Source organism: Lacrimispora sp., from assembly GCF_036758025.1.
Lineage (GTDB): Bacteria > Bacillota > Clostridia > Lachnospirales > Lachnospiraceae > Lacrimispora.
Map to the genome: position 1 here is coordinate 97,825 of NZ_DAIOXM010000007.1, position 17,059 is coordinate 114,883.

Annotated in this window: 14 protein-coding genes; all 14 read left to right on the top strand. The window is 36.1% G+C overall.

The window, feature by feature from the left end:
- The first annotated feature begins 26 nt into the window (after positions 1–26).
- The 14 genes from V7M78_RS08285 (at position 27) to V7M78_RS08345 (ending at position 17,048) form a co-directional block, all read left to right on the top strand.
- Entirely contained in the window at positions 27–824 is a 798-nt protein-coding gene (locus tag V7M78_RS08285; protein ID WP_333648328.1) for a hypothetical protein, read from the top strand.
- A gap of 52 nt (positions 825–876) precedes the next feature.
- Positions 877–1,677, top strand: coding sequence for a hypothetical protein (locus tag V7M78_RS08290; protein ID WP_333648329.1), 801 nt, complete (start codon positions 877–879; stop codon positions 1,675–1,677).
- Between the two features lie 442 nt (positions 1,678–2,119).
- Complete coding sequence (locus V7M78_RS08295; protein ID WP_333648330.1) at positions 2,120–2,509, top strand: hypothetical protein; 390 nt, start codon at positions 2,120–2,122, stop codon at positions 2,507–2,509.
- 21 nt (positions 2,510–2,530) lie between these two features.
- On the top strand, positions 2,531–3,040 hold the full coding sequence (locus tag V7M78_RS08300; RefSeq protein WP_333648332.1) for a hypothetical protein: 510 nt from the start codon (positions 2,531–2,533) through the stop codon (positions 3,038–3,040).
- A 55-nt stretch (positions 3,041–3,095) separates the two neighbouring features.
- Positions 3,096–3,305 carry a hypothetical protein gene (locus V7M78_RS08305; RefSeq protein ID WP_333648334.1) on the top strand — a complete coding sequence of 70 codons (210 nt, stop codon included), beginning with the start codon at positions 3,096–3,098 and terminating at the stop codon, positions 3,303–3,305.
- 18 nt (positions 3,306–3,323) lie between these two features.
- Complete coding sequence (locus V7M78_RS08310) at positions 3,324–4,919, top strand: phage tail tape measure protein (protein ID WP_333648336.1); 1,596 nt, start codon at positions 3,324–3,326, stop codon at positions 4,917–4,919.
- A gap of 604 nt (positions 4,920–5,523) precedes the next feature.
- Positions 5,524–5,739, top strand: a complete 216-nt coding sequence (locus V7M78_RS21615; RefSeq protein ID WP_442914635.1) for a phage antirepressor KilAC domain-containing protein — start codon at positions 5,524–5,526, stop codon at positions 5,737–5,739.
- A gap of 192 nt (positions 5,740–5,931) precedes the next feature.
- Complete coding sequence (locus V7M78_RS08315; protein ID WP_333648338.1) at positions 5,932–11,025, top strand: hypothetical protein; 5,094 nt, start codon at positions 5,932–5,934, stop codon at positions 11,023–11,025.
- A gap of 50 nt (positions 11,026–11,075) precedes the next feature.
- Positions 11,076–11,552 carry a hypothetical protein gene (locus tag V7M78_RS08320; RefSeq protein ID WP_333648340.1) on the top strand — a complete coding sequence of 159 codons (477 nt, stop codon included), beginning with the start codon at positions 11,076–11,078 and terminating at the stop codon, positions 11,550–11,552.
- A gap of 23 nt (positions 11,553–11,575) precedes the next feature.
- On the top strand, positions 11,576–12,640 hold the full coding sequence (locus V7M78_RS08325) for a hypothetical protein (RefSeq protein WP_333648342.1): 1,065 nt from the start codon (positions 11,576–11,578) through the stop codon (positions 12,638–12,640).
- Positions 12,640–13,530: a hypothetical protein gene (locus tag V7M78_RS08330; protein ID WP_333648344.1), complete on the top strand. Its 891-nt coding sequence runs from the start codon at positions 12,640–12,642 to the stop codon at positions 13,528–13,530. The genes V7M78_RS08325 and V7M78_RS08330 overlap by 1 nt, the downstream gene beginning before the upstream one ends.
- A gap of 7 nt (positions 13,531–13,537) precedes the next feature.
- Positions 13,538–15,022, top strand: coding sequence for a DUF5048 domain-containing protein (locus V7M78_RS08335; protein ID WP_333648346.1), 1,485 nt, complete (start codon positions 13,538–13,540; stop codon positions 15,020–15,022).
- Between the two features lie 17 nt (positions 15,023–15,039).
- The gene (locus V7M78_RS08340; RefSeq protein ID WP_333648348.1) at positions 15,040–15,660 is read left to right on the top strand and encodes a hypothetical protein; all 621 of its coding nucleotides are present in this window, start codon (positions 15,040–15,042) and stop codon (positions 15,658–15,660) included.
- Entirely contained in the window at positions 15,660–17,048 is a 1,389-nt protein-coding gene (locus V7M78_RS08345; RefSeq protein WP_333648350.1) for a glycine-rich domain-containing protein, read from the top strand. The genes V7M78_RS08340 and V7M78_RS08345 overlap by 1 nt, the downstream gene beginning before the upstream one ends.
- The last annotated feature ends 11 nt before the right edge of the window (positions 17,049–17,059 follow it).

Consider the following 17,059-nt stretch of genomic DNA (forward strand, 5'->3'; position numbering starts at 1 on the left):
ATACCAAATTATAAAATGGTGATGATTTGAATAAACACGATTTAGAACACAAACTACTTAGAGGCAGTGTATTGTATTTAGATGATATCCCCACATATAGGATTACATTGGGAGAAATGGCCGATGCCGGTTTTTCGAAATTACAAAACATAATATCTATTTTATGTATGGATGATGATAAGGCAAATGAGCTGTTAACCGGAGCCGTTGAAAACCCCAATACCTTTATGCTGATTATGCTAAATATGCTGCAGGAACATGCCCAGATAAAAAAGACAGAAATAGAACCAGATCATGTTTCAAATTCTTTGTTTATTTTAATACCAGCATTCTTGAATCTTTTCTTTAGAAAAAAGGTTGTATTCCATCAGGACTATGGCTTTATCATAGGTGATGACAATGACGAAAAATACGTATTAAATCATTTAAACTATGATAATTTTAGGGAAATTTTAAAACAAAGAAATTGCTTGGTTGATTTAGATGATGTGAATGAATGTGAAAATCCTAGTGGAGAAATGGCTAAAAAGCTCTTGGAAAAAAGAAAGAAATTGCGAGAAAAAGTCAAAAAAGCCAAGAGCATCAGCAGTGATGACGATAGTCTTACCATGACAGATTTAATAAGCATATTTGCACAGGCAGAGCACATGTCATTACAGGAAGTATATGAAAGTTATGATATATACCAGTTTAACAATCAGTTCAATCGTTTAAAAATTATGGATGACTTTCACGTTAATATACAAGCATTGATAGCCGGTGCTAAAAGTGAAGATGTAAAACTTCAACATTGGCTTTCAAAAATAAAGAAACCAAATGATTAAAGCTGGTACTTTGTGTATCAGCTTATTTTATTGAAAAACAGGAGGAAATATAATGGGTGCTAATACTAAGTTCGGAGCCAAGGAAGTAATGGATGTTATTCTTTATGATATGTCTAACGATAAACCGGTCATCTTTTTTGATACTTTAAAAACATCTTCTATTGAAGTTACAGCAGAGAAGGTATATGCCAGAGGCGGTAAGGGAAATGCCAAGTTAATTACATGGGAATTAAATAAAGAAGGAAAGCTCACGATCGAAGATGCTTTGCTTTCTCCTAAATCACTTGAGCTGATTTCTGGTGTAGCAACAGTAACCGGGGCACAGACCGTTTATATGAGACAGGCTACAGAATACGACACTACCGGTGCCGGTCCTGTTGATAAAGGTGAATCATATCCGTTAAAAGCCAATGATTCTGGAGTTATTGAATTGGCATATACACCAAAGGAAGCTGCCAGCCAGATTCTTGTATATGAAGTAAACGATGACTGTGGAACTCCAATTGTGATGACAGACGCACAGCTTACAGGTAAAACCTTAACAGTTTCAGCGGCATCTAATAAAAACGTTATCGTTTATTACACATTTACCAGTGCCGAAGTCACTGAGTCTTATGTAATCGATGCTGCTCATTTTAGTGGTACATATAAATTAGTTGGAAACACGGTTATCCGAAATAGAGAAACCGGTAAAGATGAAGCCTTCCAGGTTGTAATTCCTAACCTTAAATGGAGTTCTAATCTCAATCTTGTCTTCAGTGCTGAAGGTGATCCAACACCAACAAGCTTTGAATGTGAAATCATGAAGGCTGCAAATAGTTCTACTATGATTCAGATGACAAGATGGGTATAATGCCCATCTTTCATTATTACAGAAGGCAAAAACGTAACTGATATTGTTTTTGATAAAAAAGATAATATCAAACGTTACAAGGGAAAGCTTGTTGACTTAGTAAAAGAAAATGGGATTTATAAAGTCATAGAGATTAAAACCAGTGAAAATAAAAAATAGTGATTGAATTACATAGTGTAAATAGGGATACACATTTATTCAATTATTTGTGTATCCCTATTTTTTACTCACGAAAGGACTGAATAATATATACGAAACTAAATTTGACAAAGAATATCAGACACAATATTTAGCAGAAGTTAACTTTCTAACAGAGAATAACATAAGGTATACGTTTGTTAAAAAAGTAAATGGGTTAATCACATATAAATACGAAAAAACGAAAGAATTATTTGGAGCTCTATCAAATTTTTATTCTTAATCAATAAAAGGGAAAAACGGAATGAACGAAATATTACAAAACATTGATATTATGGAAGTTTTATTAACCATTTGGACTGTTGTATTGGTTCCGGTTTTGCGTTATACGTGGAAACAGATATATGCATGGGCTGAAACAAAGAGATTAGATAAATATGCTTCCATCTTATATGAGGAAGTTGTCAAGTCAGTTAAATCCGTGGATGAAGTTTTTGTAAAGGATTTAAAGAAAACCGCTGACTGGACCCCTGAAAAGCAAATAGAAGTAAAGGAATTGGCAAAAAACAAGACAATCCTCGCACTATCAGCTACCGTTTACAGGTCATTAAAAGAAGCCAATTCAGACTTTGAGGCTTACTTAGACTCTTTAATTGGCACCGCCTTATTTGACATTAAGAATAAGGTATTATGATGAAAGGCGGGGAGATAAGGAGTGAATGATATAGCAGAATTACAAAAAATTGATTTTTTATCATGGTTGATTACGGGATTTCTCATCTTATCTGCCATTAACGCCAGTGTTGCGATGATAGGTAAATTCTCAGAAACCATTGGGAAGCCGGTAAAATGGGTAAGAAAAAAACAAGAAGACCATTATTTATTGATGAAAACCTCTCAGAGCCTGGATGAGTTGTGGAAACAACGGAAAATTGATGTTGAAGAATCTATTAAGCATGATGAGAGCCTGCGAAGCGGTTTGAAAAAATTAACTGATATGTTTATTGATAAATCAATAGACGATATGCGTTACGAAATATTAGACTTCGCCTCTTCTTTATCATCCGGCAGGGCTTATAGTAAAGAACAATATGATCATGTGTTAAATATCTATGAAAAATATGAGAAGGTGTTGGAGGAGAATCATTTAAGTAATGGGAAAGTGAATACTTCTATGGAGGTCATCCGGGAGTTATACAAAGAAAAACTTAAAAACGGATTTTAAGAAAAAGGCGCTTTCATGGAAATGATTTCGTCTTTTTTATTTGGAGGAAAAACGTATGTTTAAATTTATTAGTAACTATATTAAGTCAAAGATATTCTTTGCACGTTTGAAAATGGAGTTATTTCAAGCATTCTCCCATAGCGATGACTATATGGAATTGCTTACAAAATTAGCTATTAGCGCAAAAGACATGACGCCTGAAGAAGTGAAGGTTGAATTCATGAAGGAGTTTGCAGGTGTGGTGCATGATTATTGCTCTTTTTAAAAGGAGGAATGTAAATAAATGAAAGATTTAAAAGCATTACTGAAGGTAGTATTGGATCCAAGTGGAATTGGAAAATCTGCTATTGCCAAAGTCCAAAATATATTAAAAAAATATCAGTTGAAACTTTCAGTGGGTTTAAATAAAGCTGAATTAATGGAAGCAGCTAAACAGGTAATTTCTGAATTAAAGTCCAAATTAAAGAAAGCCACTGGTATCGATATAAAAATGAATAGTGGTGATATCAAAAAGGACGTGACTGAGGCCATAAAAGATCAACGGAAATTGCAGAAGGAGGTAGGAAAGACCGTTGATGAAGTCAAAAAATTGAGTACAATTGACAGCATCAAACCGCAGGCTGATAATAATAGTGGAGCCCTGAAACCTTTTGGTGGAAATATCGATTCTACTACTAATAAAACAAACAAAGTGAATTTATTTGATTCCCTAAAAAAAACTGCAGGCCGCGTTGGTTCTTGGCTGTTTGAATCAGATGGAATAACAATGGTGATTAATGGATTTAATAAAATAAAAGATGCTTCCATAGAATTAAATGAGACAGTTGCGGGTCTTTCCATGGCAACCGGCGCATCTAAAAAAGAATTACAATCATACATAGAATCATATTCAAAACTTGGCGATGAGTTAGGTGCCACAGTTATCGATGTTGCCAAGTCTGGCACGGAATGGCTAAAGCAAGGGAAAACGATAGCGGAAACAGAAGATCTCATTCGCAGTTCAATGGTACTTTCCAAAGTAGGTAAAATGTCATCGGCAGATGCGACTGAATACCTTACGAATATTATGAAGGATTATGAAGTTTCAATTGGGGACACCCTTGGTGTTGTAGACAAACTATATGCCGTAGATATGAACTCTTCCGCTGACATAGGCGGACTGGTTGAAGGTATGAGCGAGGTTGCAGATAATGCAAAACTTGCGGGAGTCAGTATAGATACTTTACTTGGATATTTGACAGCAATAGGTGAGGTTTCCCAGTCTGGTATGAGTGAAGCAGGAACGTCTCTTGATTCAGTATTTTCCCGTATGGGAAATATTAAGCTTGGTAAATTAAAGGATTACCAGAATTCGGGAGAAGATATTTCAAATGTGGAAACCGTGCTAAAAAGTGCTGGTATTTCATTAAGAGACTCGCAGAATTCGTTCCGGGATTTTGATGAAGTATTAACTGAGACAGCTTCTAACTGGAACAACTATTCTGAGGTTCAGCAGCAGGCAATTGCAAATGCCTTTGCCGGGACTGACCATATGGGAAATTTCATTGTTCTAATGGAAAACTTTTCAACAGCTCAGAAATATACCGAAACATCCCTTAATTCATCTGGGCAGGCAATGGAGACGTTCTCTGCTTATCAGGACTCTGTTGCGGCTCATACTGAAAGATTAAGCAATGCATTTATTGGACTGTCCAATACGTTGGTTGATTCAGGTGCGATTAATTTCTTTCTTGACCTTGGCACCGCTTTAATAAAAGGGGCGGATGGAATCGTAAGTTTTCTGACTCCATTGGGTGCTTTAGGTGCAGGAATCGGTATAACAGAATTCGTTAAAAACTTTGATAGATCCTGTAAGAAGGATTTCTTAAAAATTGCCTAGATTTTTAAGACGGTCAATCATAGGTAAGAATATTACATAATGGCGTTATAAACAAGCCTATGGATACATGGAGTTTTTAATAAGACTCTGCAAACACTTTTAGCGGAGTATAAACTATACATGGAGGAGTAAATGCTTGAAGCCTTTATTGACAACATGCTAAATCGGAGCTGGAAACGGCACACGCAAATTGCTAGGGAAACCAAAAAAAGTTGTTGTCTTTCATATGATAAGCTATATGAAAATATAGTGATTTCTAAGTGATAAATAAAGATAGGTAATGAGCAGGACAATGTTACAATTTGTAGCAGTATCCCCAGAGACATACCCATCCTCTGAGTTAAATGCAGCCATAATGTATTTGGCTTATAAGGCATAGTACGTATTGCGATTTTCTAAAGTTTTAGTAATACGTTTGGATATAGTGTTTTATCCAACCAGTAAAATTTTTCGGCACGTTTTATGTCGTCAAATCAGTTTTGGTAAATATATTGCCAAATTGTTAATAGTAATTGCTTTATACTATCTGAAATAAAACAAAAGTTTTTAATATTTGATTATTTGTGTTAAAAATAAGTGAAGAATTTAGGCTGAGAACAGGGGGATGTATCAAATTGGACGCAACAAACTCTTCGAGTTTCTCCGTAGATGTAAGGTGTTAACGAAGCAGAGCAATTACAACATTACATATGGAAGATTTACAAACAATGGAATGCTCAGAGTTATTACCTCAGGTCAGAGAATGGACATATTTCCAGTACCACGATGGTATCCCTCAAATATAGCTATTTTAGCTCCTTTCTTTGTTGCTTTGATATGATCTTCTTCTATTAAAACGTAGTCTAATAGTTTATCGAAAGCCTCTTCTTCCTTAGAATCAAAAATATCATTTGTTTCTTGAATTGTCAGAAACCATTGCTTTTCATAATATTGTTGTTGCAGTATATAATTTTATAAATAACAATTATAAGATAATTAAAAGCGTTTAAAAGATCTAGGCAATCTTAATAATGTGACAATGGTATTTGATGGAGTATTTAACAGTGTTGATAAAATAACAAAACGTAATTTCAATAAAGTTGTTTCTGACTTAAAAGATGGATTGAAAGGTTATTCACAAGAAACAGTTAAGTTAGCGGCTTCTCAGGCAAACTTGACAAAGAAACAAGCAGAAGCCATATTTAAAGCAAAAGGACTTACTGGCGAACAGTTAAATCAAGCCATATCCACCGCCACCCTCTCAACCTCTCAAAAGGCCGCCACAGTTTCAACAATAGGTTTCAGTACAGCCCTAAAGAAACTTTGGGCCACAATGATGGCTAAACCCCTAATTGCAATTGGAATGGCTGTAACTATCGTATCGACAGCGTGGAACGTATATAAGCAATCCGTACAAGAAGCTATTCAAGCAAGTAATAAAGCAACTGATGAATTCAACTCAACCTCTTCTGCTATTAAAGACTATGCAGATAGATATAAAGAGTTGCATACGGAATTATTAGATGCCAATACATCAGAAGAAAGACAGAACGAAATCAAAAGTGACTTACTATCACTGCAAAAAGAACTCAACAACTCTTATGGGGATGAATATGGACGATTAAATCTCGTAACAGATGCTTATAGAGATCAAACTAAAGCTATCCTAGACATGAATAAGGCGGCTGCACAAAATCACCTTCTTGACAATAAAAAGGGGATCGAAACTGCGACCAGGGAAATGGCTAAAGAACGTACTTATGAGTTAGGAAGTACAGGAATCTTAAATGATGACTACTCAAGAGAGATATATAACGTAGCATCTCTGTATAAAGATCAGGGAGTAAGTTTAACTCAGATTGAAGGCACCGATTTACCTGCATATACAATTACCTTCAATGGAAACGCCGAGGAAGCAGAAAAGGTTATCCGTGAACTCTCAAATAAGATACAGGATCTTGATAATGAATTTAAGGATCATGATGCTGTCGGTAGTGTTTTAAGCTATACAACAAAGGCTCTAAAGAATAATAGGTCGATATTAGATGATTACCAAGCTGATTACAACGCTTCACTTATGGCAAATATCGCTGCAGATGATGAATTATCTAAAGGTTACAGTAAAGCATACGAAGCTGTAACTAAATATAATGAAGCTGTAATTTCTGGTGATGAGACTAAGATTCTTGACGCCAGAAATAACCTTGGAGAAGTAAAAAATTCTATTGATTTATCAAGCGAGGAATGGATTCGTTACGCTTCCATAATTTCTAATGTATTTAACGAGGCTAATACTGGAATATATGATTTTAGAGACGCATTAGCTGATAATAAGAATGGTATAGCTAATTTTCTACCTAGCTTACAAGGTAAAACTAAAGAAGAATTGTTAGCAATGCAAGATGATGATAAATTTGATAACTTTGACAAACTTATTTCTTCTGCTGATGAATATAAACTTACTGTAGACCAAGTAATTGATGAATTGGTAAGAATGGGTATTGTACAAGGGGATATCGCTAGATCTGGCAAAGGACTTTCAGCCGACTTTGCGAATATGTTTTCAAATCTTCCAGTTGGTAAAATTGAGGAGTACGTTTCATTATTTAATTCTGGGGATATGACTGAAAAGAATATATCATCAATATCTGAATTGAATGACCTTATGTCTCAGACTGGTACAAGCGCAGAGGATGCAGTAAAAGCAATCAAGGATTATGCTGATGGATATACGTTATCTACAGATTTAACCGCTAATATCCAGAGTGGGTATAACTTACTTCAAAATGTTGAAAAACAGTATAAAGAGACTGGAAAAATAGGTCTATCCTCATTAGAGTCTATTGCTAAACAATATCCTCAATTAAGAACAGCAGTCACTGAGTATACCCAGGGTCTGATAAGTGTTGATGATATAATATCAAAGTTGCATACAACCTATGAGGCGGATGCCGAATCTTATAGAAATTCAATGGCTCAAAGATTATCTGATGATACAGTATTCTTTGAAAAGGTTAAAAGTAATAATCAATCGTTGTTTTATGATCTCAGCCAAGCCTATGGTCTTGACGTCGAAAACTGGAAGACGATGGCGAAAGCTAAAGCTGAAATTGACCAACAGCTAATGGGAAATTTATCAGATGCATGGTCAAAATATTATAAGATAGTGTTTGATGAATCTACACATTTGGCATCTGTCGAGGGTGTGGCAGGTAGTAAACCAGAGGGTATTGGCGGCGAAATGTCTAAGGCAGAAAGAAATGCTTTAGACGCCGCTTCTGCAGCAAAAGATAAACACAATGACTTTATAAACAGACTTAATGAGGCTGCCAATATAATAGTTAAAGTACCGGATATTGATTTTATCGGTTCTGATGGTTCAAATAAAGATAAAAAAGATCCCTCCAAAGACATTGATTGGATTGACCGTCAGCTTAAACTCCTCGATGATAAACGATCAGAGTTATTAAATAAAGCTGGTAACACCTACATCGACTATCTTGGAATTACCCAAGAACAATTCAACCGAGCGCAAGAGTTGTTTAATTCAGACCCAGAATCAATACCATCAGGATTTGATGAATTAGGTGATATGGCTCGAAGTGCTGGTGTGACCATAGCAGAACTTTACTCTCTCATTGCTAACGGAGTTTCTGGGGAATCAAGACAAAGTTATTTAGAACAAGCATTAGAAATAGATAAAGAGGCGCTTGCTAAATATGCTGATGCAGTACAAAAATATCAAGAAGAGTATGACAAATCTGTTGCTAAAATCTCACCACAATATAGAGCCAAGATTGAAAATGGTGATTTATCTATCGACACTTTGTCTGGTGATGAGTCCGAAGAAGTACAGAAGGCTATTACCGATTACGATAAGTTAAATGAAACCAAAAAGGCACAATACGAAAAACAGAAACAGTATCTTGACGATATCGTGGCTAAATATGATAACATCTCATCTTCTATTCTAAATGAGAATAAACAGCTTGAAAATTCAAACTCTATGTTGGAAAGGCAGATTGAGTATTATCAGTCGGCAGGTGTTGTCGTTGATTCCTTATTTTACAACAGGCTAATTCAAAATACGGCAAGTCAAGTAGCAAATACCAAAGCCTTACTTGCTAATAAACGTGCTGAATTACAGGATTTGATTGCAGAGGGTGTATCAAGTTCATCTGAAGAATATGCAAAACTCAATGGTGAAATAAGTGATGCTGAAATCAGCGTATACACATTAAAGAAAGCACAGGAAGAATATAATAACAAATTACTTCAGTTGCCAATTGAAAATATGTCTATTCTTGTTTCGATGTATAAAGATATTGGTACTGCTATCTCAAATTGGGGTAATGAAGTTGAAGCTTCTGGTAAAAAACTAGATACTAATTACTATCAGAATTTGATTTCTAATGGTATGACAGTAATTGATCAGCTTCACGAACAGAGTAGGATAATTGCCGACGTTCAAGAAAATTATAATGTTGGCAGTGACCAGTGGAACAAATTATATCAGCAACTAACTTCAGTAAATTCAGAGGTTTCTTCTATGGTCGGTAATCTTCAGAAATGGAACGAAGAATTACTTAAGATGCCTATTGAGAATATTAGTGGGTTTTCGTCTGAATTACAAAAAGTTGCCGATGGGTTGAGTAAAGTTCAGAGTGAACAGGATCAAGTTATATCCGCAGTTACTGGAGCCATTCAAAAGCAGATTGACGTTATAAACAATCAAAAAACGGCCTATCAAGAAGCCAACGAATCACAAAAAAAAGGCCTTCAAAATAAACTTGACTTACTACAGAAGCAAAATGATCAGTTAAAGCGTCAGATGGCCTATGAGCAAAGTTTATATAACCTTCAAAAAATCAATCAGCAAGCAACAGAGCTGGTAATTCGTAATGGGCAGGAATCTTATGAAGTTGACGCCGATAAGTTAAGAGAAGCACAGGAACAAGTCACAAATGCAAAATTCGATTTAGAAACTGGAGCAATTCAGGATCAAATTGATTCACTCGATGAAGCTTTAGAGAAACAAAATGAATTATATGATTCCCAAATTGAAAAATTAGAGATCATATCAAATCGTTGGTCTGAAATTTCTGAAAAGGTTCAGACAGCTCAAAACGAAGCAAAAACTTCTTCTATCCTCGGCAATAATTGGAAAGGCCAGGTACTCTCCGGCAATGATACAGCCTTATTTAATACTTTCTCCAAAATGTATCAAAACACCGCTGAACAGCTTAAAAAGTATCAAGACCAAATAGACTCCACTAATAACATTCAGTCTCTATTAGAGGATTATGTGGCTTCCTATAAGGCCGGTGAGATTACATATTCCGAAGCTGTAAGGGGTATCAACACCCTTCTTTCTCAACTTAATCAGAATATGTCAGCTACTGGAAATTTACAGAACCTCTTTGATTATTTAGGTATTGTAAACGATACATCAGCAAATGCAGATTCCGTTTTAAAAGGAATCCAAAGCGGGCTGAAAGACACGGCCACCGAACTGTTGAAGTCAATGGAACAGTACAATAAGAACGCTGGAATCATATCTGAACACACCTCTAGCTGGCAGAAACTTACAAGTAACGTTGAAAAGATGCTGGATGTGTTAAGAGAAGTCAGAGATGCGTTAGAAGATGATTACGATAACGATGATTACGATGACGAGCCATATGATAAATCCAGAGGCAAAGGCTGGTTAACCGGTGATGTGAATAATGGCCCTGGTATATACGCTGATGGAATTAAAAATGGTCTGGTTGGTTCTTCGTCTGACAATGAACGGGGGAAAATGATCAGATACCTGGCTACAAATGAATTAAAACCAGGACAAGTCCCGATTCTTGCCCATGAGGGGGAAGCAGTATTGAATCGGGAACAGCAATATAAACTGCTGGAGAATTTTGCATCCACTCAGAGATTTGTGCCCAATGTAAATATTCCTGATTATAGCAGTATACTCAAAAATATTAATATAGCTGATAGGACAACAACTCCTGTTATAACCTTTAATGGAGGAATTAATATACAGGAATGTAATAATAGTGACGATTTAGCATCTGAAATTTTAAATGGTGGATTAACAATGGCTATTAATCAGGGCTTAGGCAGACGATGATAATTGTAAGAGGGTTTTAAATAACCCTCTTATTAGATTGGAGGTAAGCAATGAAGGCAATGAACGCCTGTTACCAGATATATAAAGATATTGAAAGAATGGTAACAGAAAAAACAAGAAATATGAGTTATGATAAAACTTTTCGTGCTAAAATAGTAGATCAAATATCCACAAATAAATATACAATTTTGTATAAAAATAAGGGATATCCGGCATCATGTGGCTGGAACGTAAAAATTGGAGATGCGGTCTGGGTGTGTGCTCCAAGAAATAATTGGAATGAATTGTATATACAACAGACATATCAATCGGAGGATATTATTTCAACAGTCAATGAAGTAAAAGGCTCTGCTGAAGTTTTTTACAAATTAGGCTATGTAAACATTTCACCTGATAACATTGCATTGGGGAATGTTGATCATACCTCAGACAATAGTAAACCGGTATCTCAGACGCAGCAAGAGGCAATTAATAAAAAGGATTCTATCTTGGGCGAAGAAGTATCTGACAGCAAATACATAAAATAAAAAATACGAAGGGAGGTGCTTATATGTATGCGATCATTCATCCAATAGAGCCATTTGACTCTTCTCTGGGCACAGAAATTAAATTTACCTGGCGGGGTAATCAGATATACAAGGTCAGATGTGTCGTGAAAAATAATGAAACCGGTGCGATTGTATATGATCAAACAGAAAATACGATGAAGCAGTCTTATACCGTTTTGCCTGACAGCCAACTAATTAATGGAGTATATTATGTCGCCTATATTACAGTATTTGATGTAAACAACAATGAATCCGGTTTACAGGAAATTGGCACACCATTTTACTGTTTCTCTAAACCCATTTTTAAGTCCTCCATTTCTGATGGCGGAATCATTCAGACCTCAGCATGTAAAATTGATATAGATTATTTACAATCCCAAAACGAACCATTAAATTCTTTTTCTGTTTTTTTGTATACATACCAAAAAACATTAATTTCCTCTTCCGGAGATATCTATGATACAACAGATTTATCTTATATTATTTCGGGACTGGAAAATGCAAAACAATATTATCTTAGGGTTACGGGAAAAACGCTGCATGGAATAACATTAGATACTGGTTTTATTCTTATTACTGTTTCGTATACGATTGCACAAGTTTTTAATACCCTTGAACTGAATAATAAGCCGGAATCGGGCGCAATTGAACTTAAAAGCAATATAATTTCTGCTATTGGAGTGCCAGAAAAAGATGTGATTTATATAGGGAATGAGTATGTTGATTTACGGGACAATAAGGTGACTTATAATGAAGGCTTTTTAGTAAAGGGTGACTTTACACAAGCCTTTATTTTTTATGAACCCAAAAGAAATAATTCTATTATTTCATTTAGTGATGGAAACGGTTTAGACGCCAATATCTATTACCGGATAGGAAACTATTCGGATTCAAATGGTGAAAAAGCGTATTTTGAATTGGTTGTAAATTCTTGTGGTATTAATTATATATGCTGCAGCAATTATACGGACATACCGTCTGAATACCAGCAATTCGCTCTATGTGTAAATCGTAAAGGAACTTACTATGATTTAAAGGTGGTTATTATAGAAAGGGGTGAACCTTAATGTTTCTAGGTAACAGTTTTGCTTCTTCAAAAGAAACATTGATTTCATCTGCCGTTGAAGCAAAGAATATACAACAATTAGCTGTAAAGTCAGCTGTTTTAGATGAAATATATGTGAGTAATAATTTAATAGACATTACAAATTTTGATGCTTCTATCCCATCAGACTGGGGTTTTAACACGCTTTTGCACGCTGAATTTATGGGTGATTTACATGGGGGTAACGTTGGCTTTTCTACTGATGTAGTTGAATTTATCAGAATAAAAAGGAGACTTAAAAACGAGCCGACATTTAAAACAATATATGAAAAACCTATTAATAAAAATGAAGATTTTGAAATAATTTTATTAGACTACACGGAACCGATTGGAAACATAGAATATGCCTACGTTCCCGTTATTTCAGGGGGCGAAGGCAATTATATCAGCAATGGAGTTGAATCAAAATTTGAATCATACTTTATTTGTGAAAAAGATGTTTCCTATCCTATAATTTTAGACACCGCTTTCAAGAAACAGCTTAATCATCTTGTAGGTGTCGTGGAGTTACCCAATCGTTTAAAACCGGTTGTAATTAAGGGTGGTATTACTAATTACTATTCGGGAGATATGGAATGCACATTTATAGAAAATCGTGATTGCCAATGGCTTATAGATTCTTCATGGGAATATCGAAATCAGATATATCAATTTTTAACAAATGGCAGACCCAAAATATTGAAAGATTTTGAGGGCAACTCATGGATGATCGCAATTACAAGTGGAATATCGGAAGATTCGGACCACCATGAACATGTAAAAAGTAAATTTTCAGTAGTTGAGTGCGGAGAGACTTCTTCGATTGGTGATTTATATGACAATGGATTTATCGATACTGATTTAGACAGGTAGGTGAAATATGGCTTATGAGGTGACACAAACAGATTTAAGTATATTGCGCCAGGGTGAACAGGAGATACATTTAAAAGTTGAATTACTCAATGAAAATTTTAAAATTCTCGACTCATTGGAAGGTTATGTTTTAAACGACAGATACTCCCAAGATTCAGAGTCTTTACAAAGACGAAGCTATAGTTGCGATCTAAAAGTTATGAATTCAACTTTTATTATTGGAAAAGATAAAAAAATATGGTTTGACAAAAGAATTAGAGTTTTTTATGGAGTAAAATCAATTAGGGAAAATAAGATTATTTGGTATCAACTAGGAGTTTTTTGTTATATAAGTATGAAATATACAAGTACTGGAACTGACCGTACTCTCTCTTTGACTTGTGGGGATTTGATGTCACTTTATGACGGAACGTTAAATGGGCAGCTGCATGGAAAAGGTTCCATACCCAATGCACCTGATTACGCAGTTAAAAATCTATTAATTCCTGCCGGTGAAGATATAAGATTGGCAATTATAGGGACTTTAAAGGCAGCCGGAATAAATAAGTATATTGTGGAAGATATAGGCAAACCAATTCCATATGATTTAACCTTTTCAACCGGTGCAGTTTATTCAGATGTTTGGACGAAAATTAGAGATTTATATGATTCATGGGAGTTTTATTTTGATGCAGACGGCACTTTTATTTGGAGACAAGTCCCAACTGGATTACATGAGCCGGTAACTTTAGATGATAACTTGATGCAAAGCATCGTTAAAGATGAAAATGCTGATATGAAATTCTCTGATATTTACAATGTTACGGAAGTATGGGGGAAAGTATTGGAATTAGATCAGTCAGACAGATATGCCGATACTTCAGCATACACCGATAATACTTATCGTATTACCCTTGATAGTTTTACATCATGGCAGGATGTGGATAATCTTACGCAGATTGCCTTTAAGGTATCAAGTAATAATTTAAATGCACCCAAATTTACGATTAACAATTTCGCTCCCATCCCTATATGTGATGGAAATGGCAATCCATTACAACCTGAAAACTTAAAAGCAAACAATATCTATATCTTTAGATATAGGCGAATAAATGCAGAGCAAAATGCTCTTTTTTTATTGGGACAATTCCAATGCTATGGGAGATATGTTGAAGAATCTGTTGAGTGTCCTTTTTCAGTGACCAATATAGGTTATGAGATTATAAGGTCAATTGATTATGATAATTTATCAGATGATGCAGCTTGTTATAACCAGGCTGAATTTTTAACATATAAGTCAACAGCTATGATGGATACAATTAATTTAACCACCTTGGTTGTACCATGGTTAGAGGTAAATACAAAAGTTGATTATACACCCAGATACAATAAAATACAGGGACAATATATTGTTAAAAATATAAATTGGTCTACTGGCGAAGGCGTTATGAATGTAACTCTCTATAAGTTCCTGGAGAGTTTTTCTTATGTTTATAATCGCAAAAACAAATAAAGAAGGGAGATAATTAAATGAGTTATCCAGAATATCCACGCAGTAATTTTCCAGAGGAAATATGTAGGCTTCCAAATATGCAGGATGTCTCTGCCACATTGCGCCCTGTTGTTGAACAATATAACGAGGCATGGTTAAATAATGATGTTGATAAAATGGCACAACTGAAGTCTCATTATCCAAACTTAGAGAAATCTCTTTTTAATGCTGATAAATTTAATGTTGTTTTAGATGAAACGAAAGCTACACAGAAGTTTTTTAAAGAGAGAGTTGATGCAATGATCACTGAAGTTGCACAGCATACCATTGGAATTGATGATACTGCTCTTGGTGAGGAAAAGAAAACAAATGCTTATTCTGCTGAAAAAACAGAATTTTTAACAGGAGTTACGATTGCGGATAATATTACAATATCATTGGAAGACTGGGACAGTAATTTAGAGTTTACTTATCATTCAAGTGATATTTTAGGAGATGACAGAGTCTTAATATATTTCGCTGATGATAGTAAACTGAATGCTTCAAAGGCGTTTATTTATGTCAAGAGTAACACTGGTGAAGGAAACTTTGTCTTAAAAGCAAATAAACTTCCTAAAAGTAATTTGAATATTGATTATGTAGAGGTGGTGAGAAAATAATGGCTAAATGCGGAATTACTAATATTGGTGGCGGTGGCGGAATCGGTTCTGATGAGCTTACTGTCACCAAAGATTATGTTTTAAGCGGATTGGAATATGTTGGAGCTGATACAGATGATGAAAAAGGTGCTGGTGTAATGATTAATAACGGGACCACAGCAAATCAAAACTTAAATGCGGGTGGTTCTTTTTTAGTTAAAGAGGGGTTCCATGCACAAAGTTTTAATGTAAATGCCAATAGTTTGGCAAGTCAGACCCCCGCTACAGCAACAGACAATCGTGTTATGAGTGGAGATACATACTGGAGAAATGGGATTAAAGGAACAGGGACTATGGCAGTACAAAGTATCCTGTCTTTTAGTGCAGCCGTGTACTCGTCCACGGCGATTACGTTCACTTGGCAAAATCCAGCCAAGGGGCCGTTTTCCGGAGTTATCATTGTGGGAAAAACAGGGTCTTATCCGACGAGTATATCAGATAGTACAAGGTACTACAAAGGAACTGGAAATAACACAGCCACTTCCGGAACCTCGAGTGCTACTGTGACGAGCTTTACAGGAGGTACAACTTATTATTTTCGGGTATTTTCCTACGCAATTAAAGATGGCGCGGAGTGGATACATGCAACTACTTATACTGCAACAGCAGCAACCACAAAAGGACAACAGGTATTTACATCATCTGGCACATTTACAGTCCCAGCCAATGTGAGGAGTATTGACCTATTTGCTGTCGGTGCTGGAGGTAATGGGGGTAGAAAAACCGAGTCTGGCACTAGCCATTATACAGGTGGTGGTGGCGGTGGTGGGTATACGACCACGGAAAAGGCGGTAAGTGTAATTCCTGGTAACGTGTTACAAGTAACTATTGGTTCTTCCTCTGGTGTGTCTAGCTACTCAGGCCAATCGGGCAGTAGTTATTTTACGCTTAATGGTTCTCAAAAATGTTTGGCGCAAGGAGGCTATGGTGGAGGTGATTCCTATTCATCAGCTGCTGGAAGAGGTGGCTCAGGAGGGGGACATCCTGGCTGGTACGGAACTGGTTCCCCCACTAATCAAACATGGGGTGGAGGCGCTGGTGCAAGCAACGGAAGCAGCGGGGCTTCTATACCGGGTGCTAGTGGAGGAGCTGGTCAAGGAACTACAACTAGAGCATTTGGGGAGGCTTCTGGAACACTATATGCAGGTGGCGGTGGCGGTGGAGCCTATGCCGCGGCAGCTGGTGCAGGTGGTGCAGGTGGCGGTGGTACCGGGGGAGGAAGTCAAGCCCCTCCAATTAAACCTACTGCAAATACAGGCGGCGGCGGTGGTGGTCAAGGAATGACTATGGGGGATATGGCTAATTCAGGAGGTGCAGCCGGAATTTGTATCATTCGCTGGGGATATTAAGAAGGGAGATA

What these genes read in the sequence shown, in the direction of transcription:
- V7M78_RS08290 (WP_333648329.1), top strand. Translation starts at nt 877, where the DNA reads ATGGGTGCTAATACTAAGTTCGGAGCCAAGGAAGTAATGGATGTTATT.
- V7M78_RS08295 (WP_333648330.1), top strand. Translation starts at nt 2,120, where the DNA reads ATGAACGAAATATTACAAAACATTGATATTATGGAAGTTTTATTAACC.
- V7M78_RS08305 (WP_333648334.1), top strand. Translation starts at nt 3,096, where the DNA reads ATGTTTAAATTTATTAGTAACTATATTAAGTCAAAGATATTCTTTGCA.
- V7M78_RS08310 (WP_333648336.1), top strand. Translation starts at nt 3,324, where the DNA reads ATGAAAGATTTAAAAGCATTACTGAAGGTAGTATTGGATCCAAGTGGA.
- V7M78_RS21615 (WP_442914635.1), top strand. Translation starts at nt 5,524, where the DNA reads ATGTATCAAATTGGACGCAACAAACTCTTCGAGTTTCTCCGTAGATGT.
- V7M78_RS08320 (WP_333648340.1), top strand. Translation starts at nt 11,076, where the DNA reads ATGAAGGCAATGAACGCCTGTTACCAGATATATAAAGATATTGAAAGA.
- V7M78_RS08325 (WP_333648342.1), top strand. Translation starts at nt 11,576, where the DNA reads ATGTATGCGATCATTCATCCAATAGAGCCATTTGACTCTTCTCTGGGC.
- V7M78_RS08330 (WP_333648344.1), top strand. Translation starts at nt 12,640, where the DNA reads ATGTTTCTAGGTAACAGTTTTGCTTCTTCAAAAGAAACATTGATTTCA.
- V7M78_RS08335 (WP_333648346.1), top strand. Translation starts at nt 13,538, where the DNA reads ATGGCTTATGAGGTGACACAAACAGATTTAAGTATATTGCGCCAGGGT.
- V7M78_RS08340 (WP_333648348.1), top strand. Translation starts at nt 15,040, where the DNA reads ATGAGTTATCCAGAATATCCACGCAGTAATTTTCCAGAGGAAATATGT.
- V7M78_RS08345 (WP_333648350.1), top strand. Translation starts at nt 15,660, where the DNA reads ATGGCTAAATGCGGAATTACTAATATTGGTGGCGGTGGCGGAATCGGT.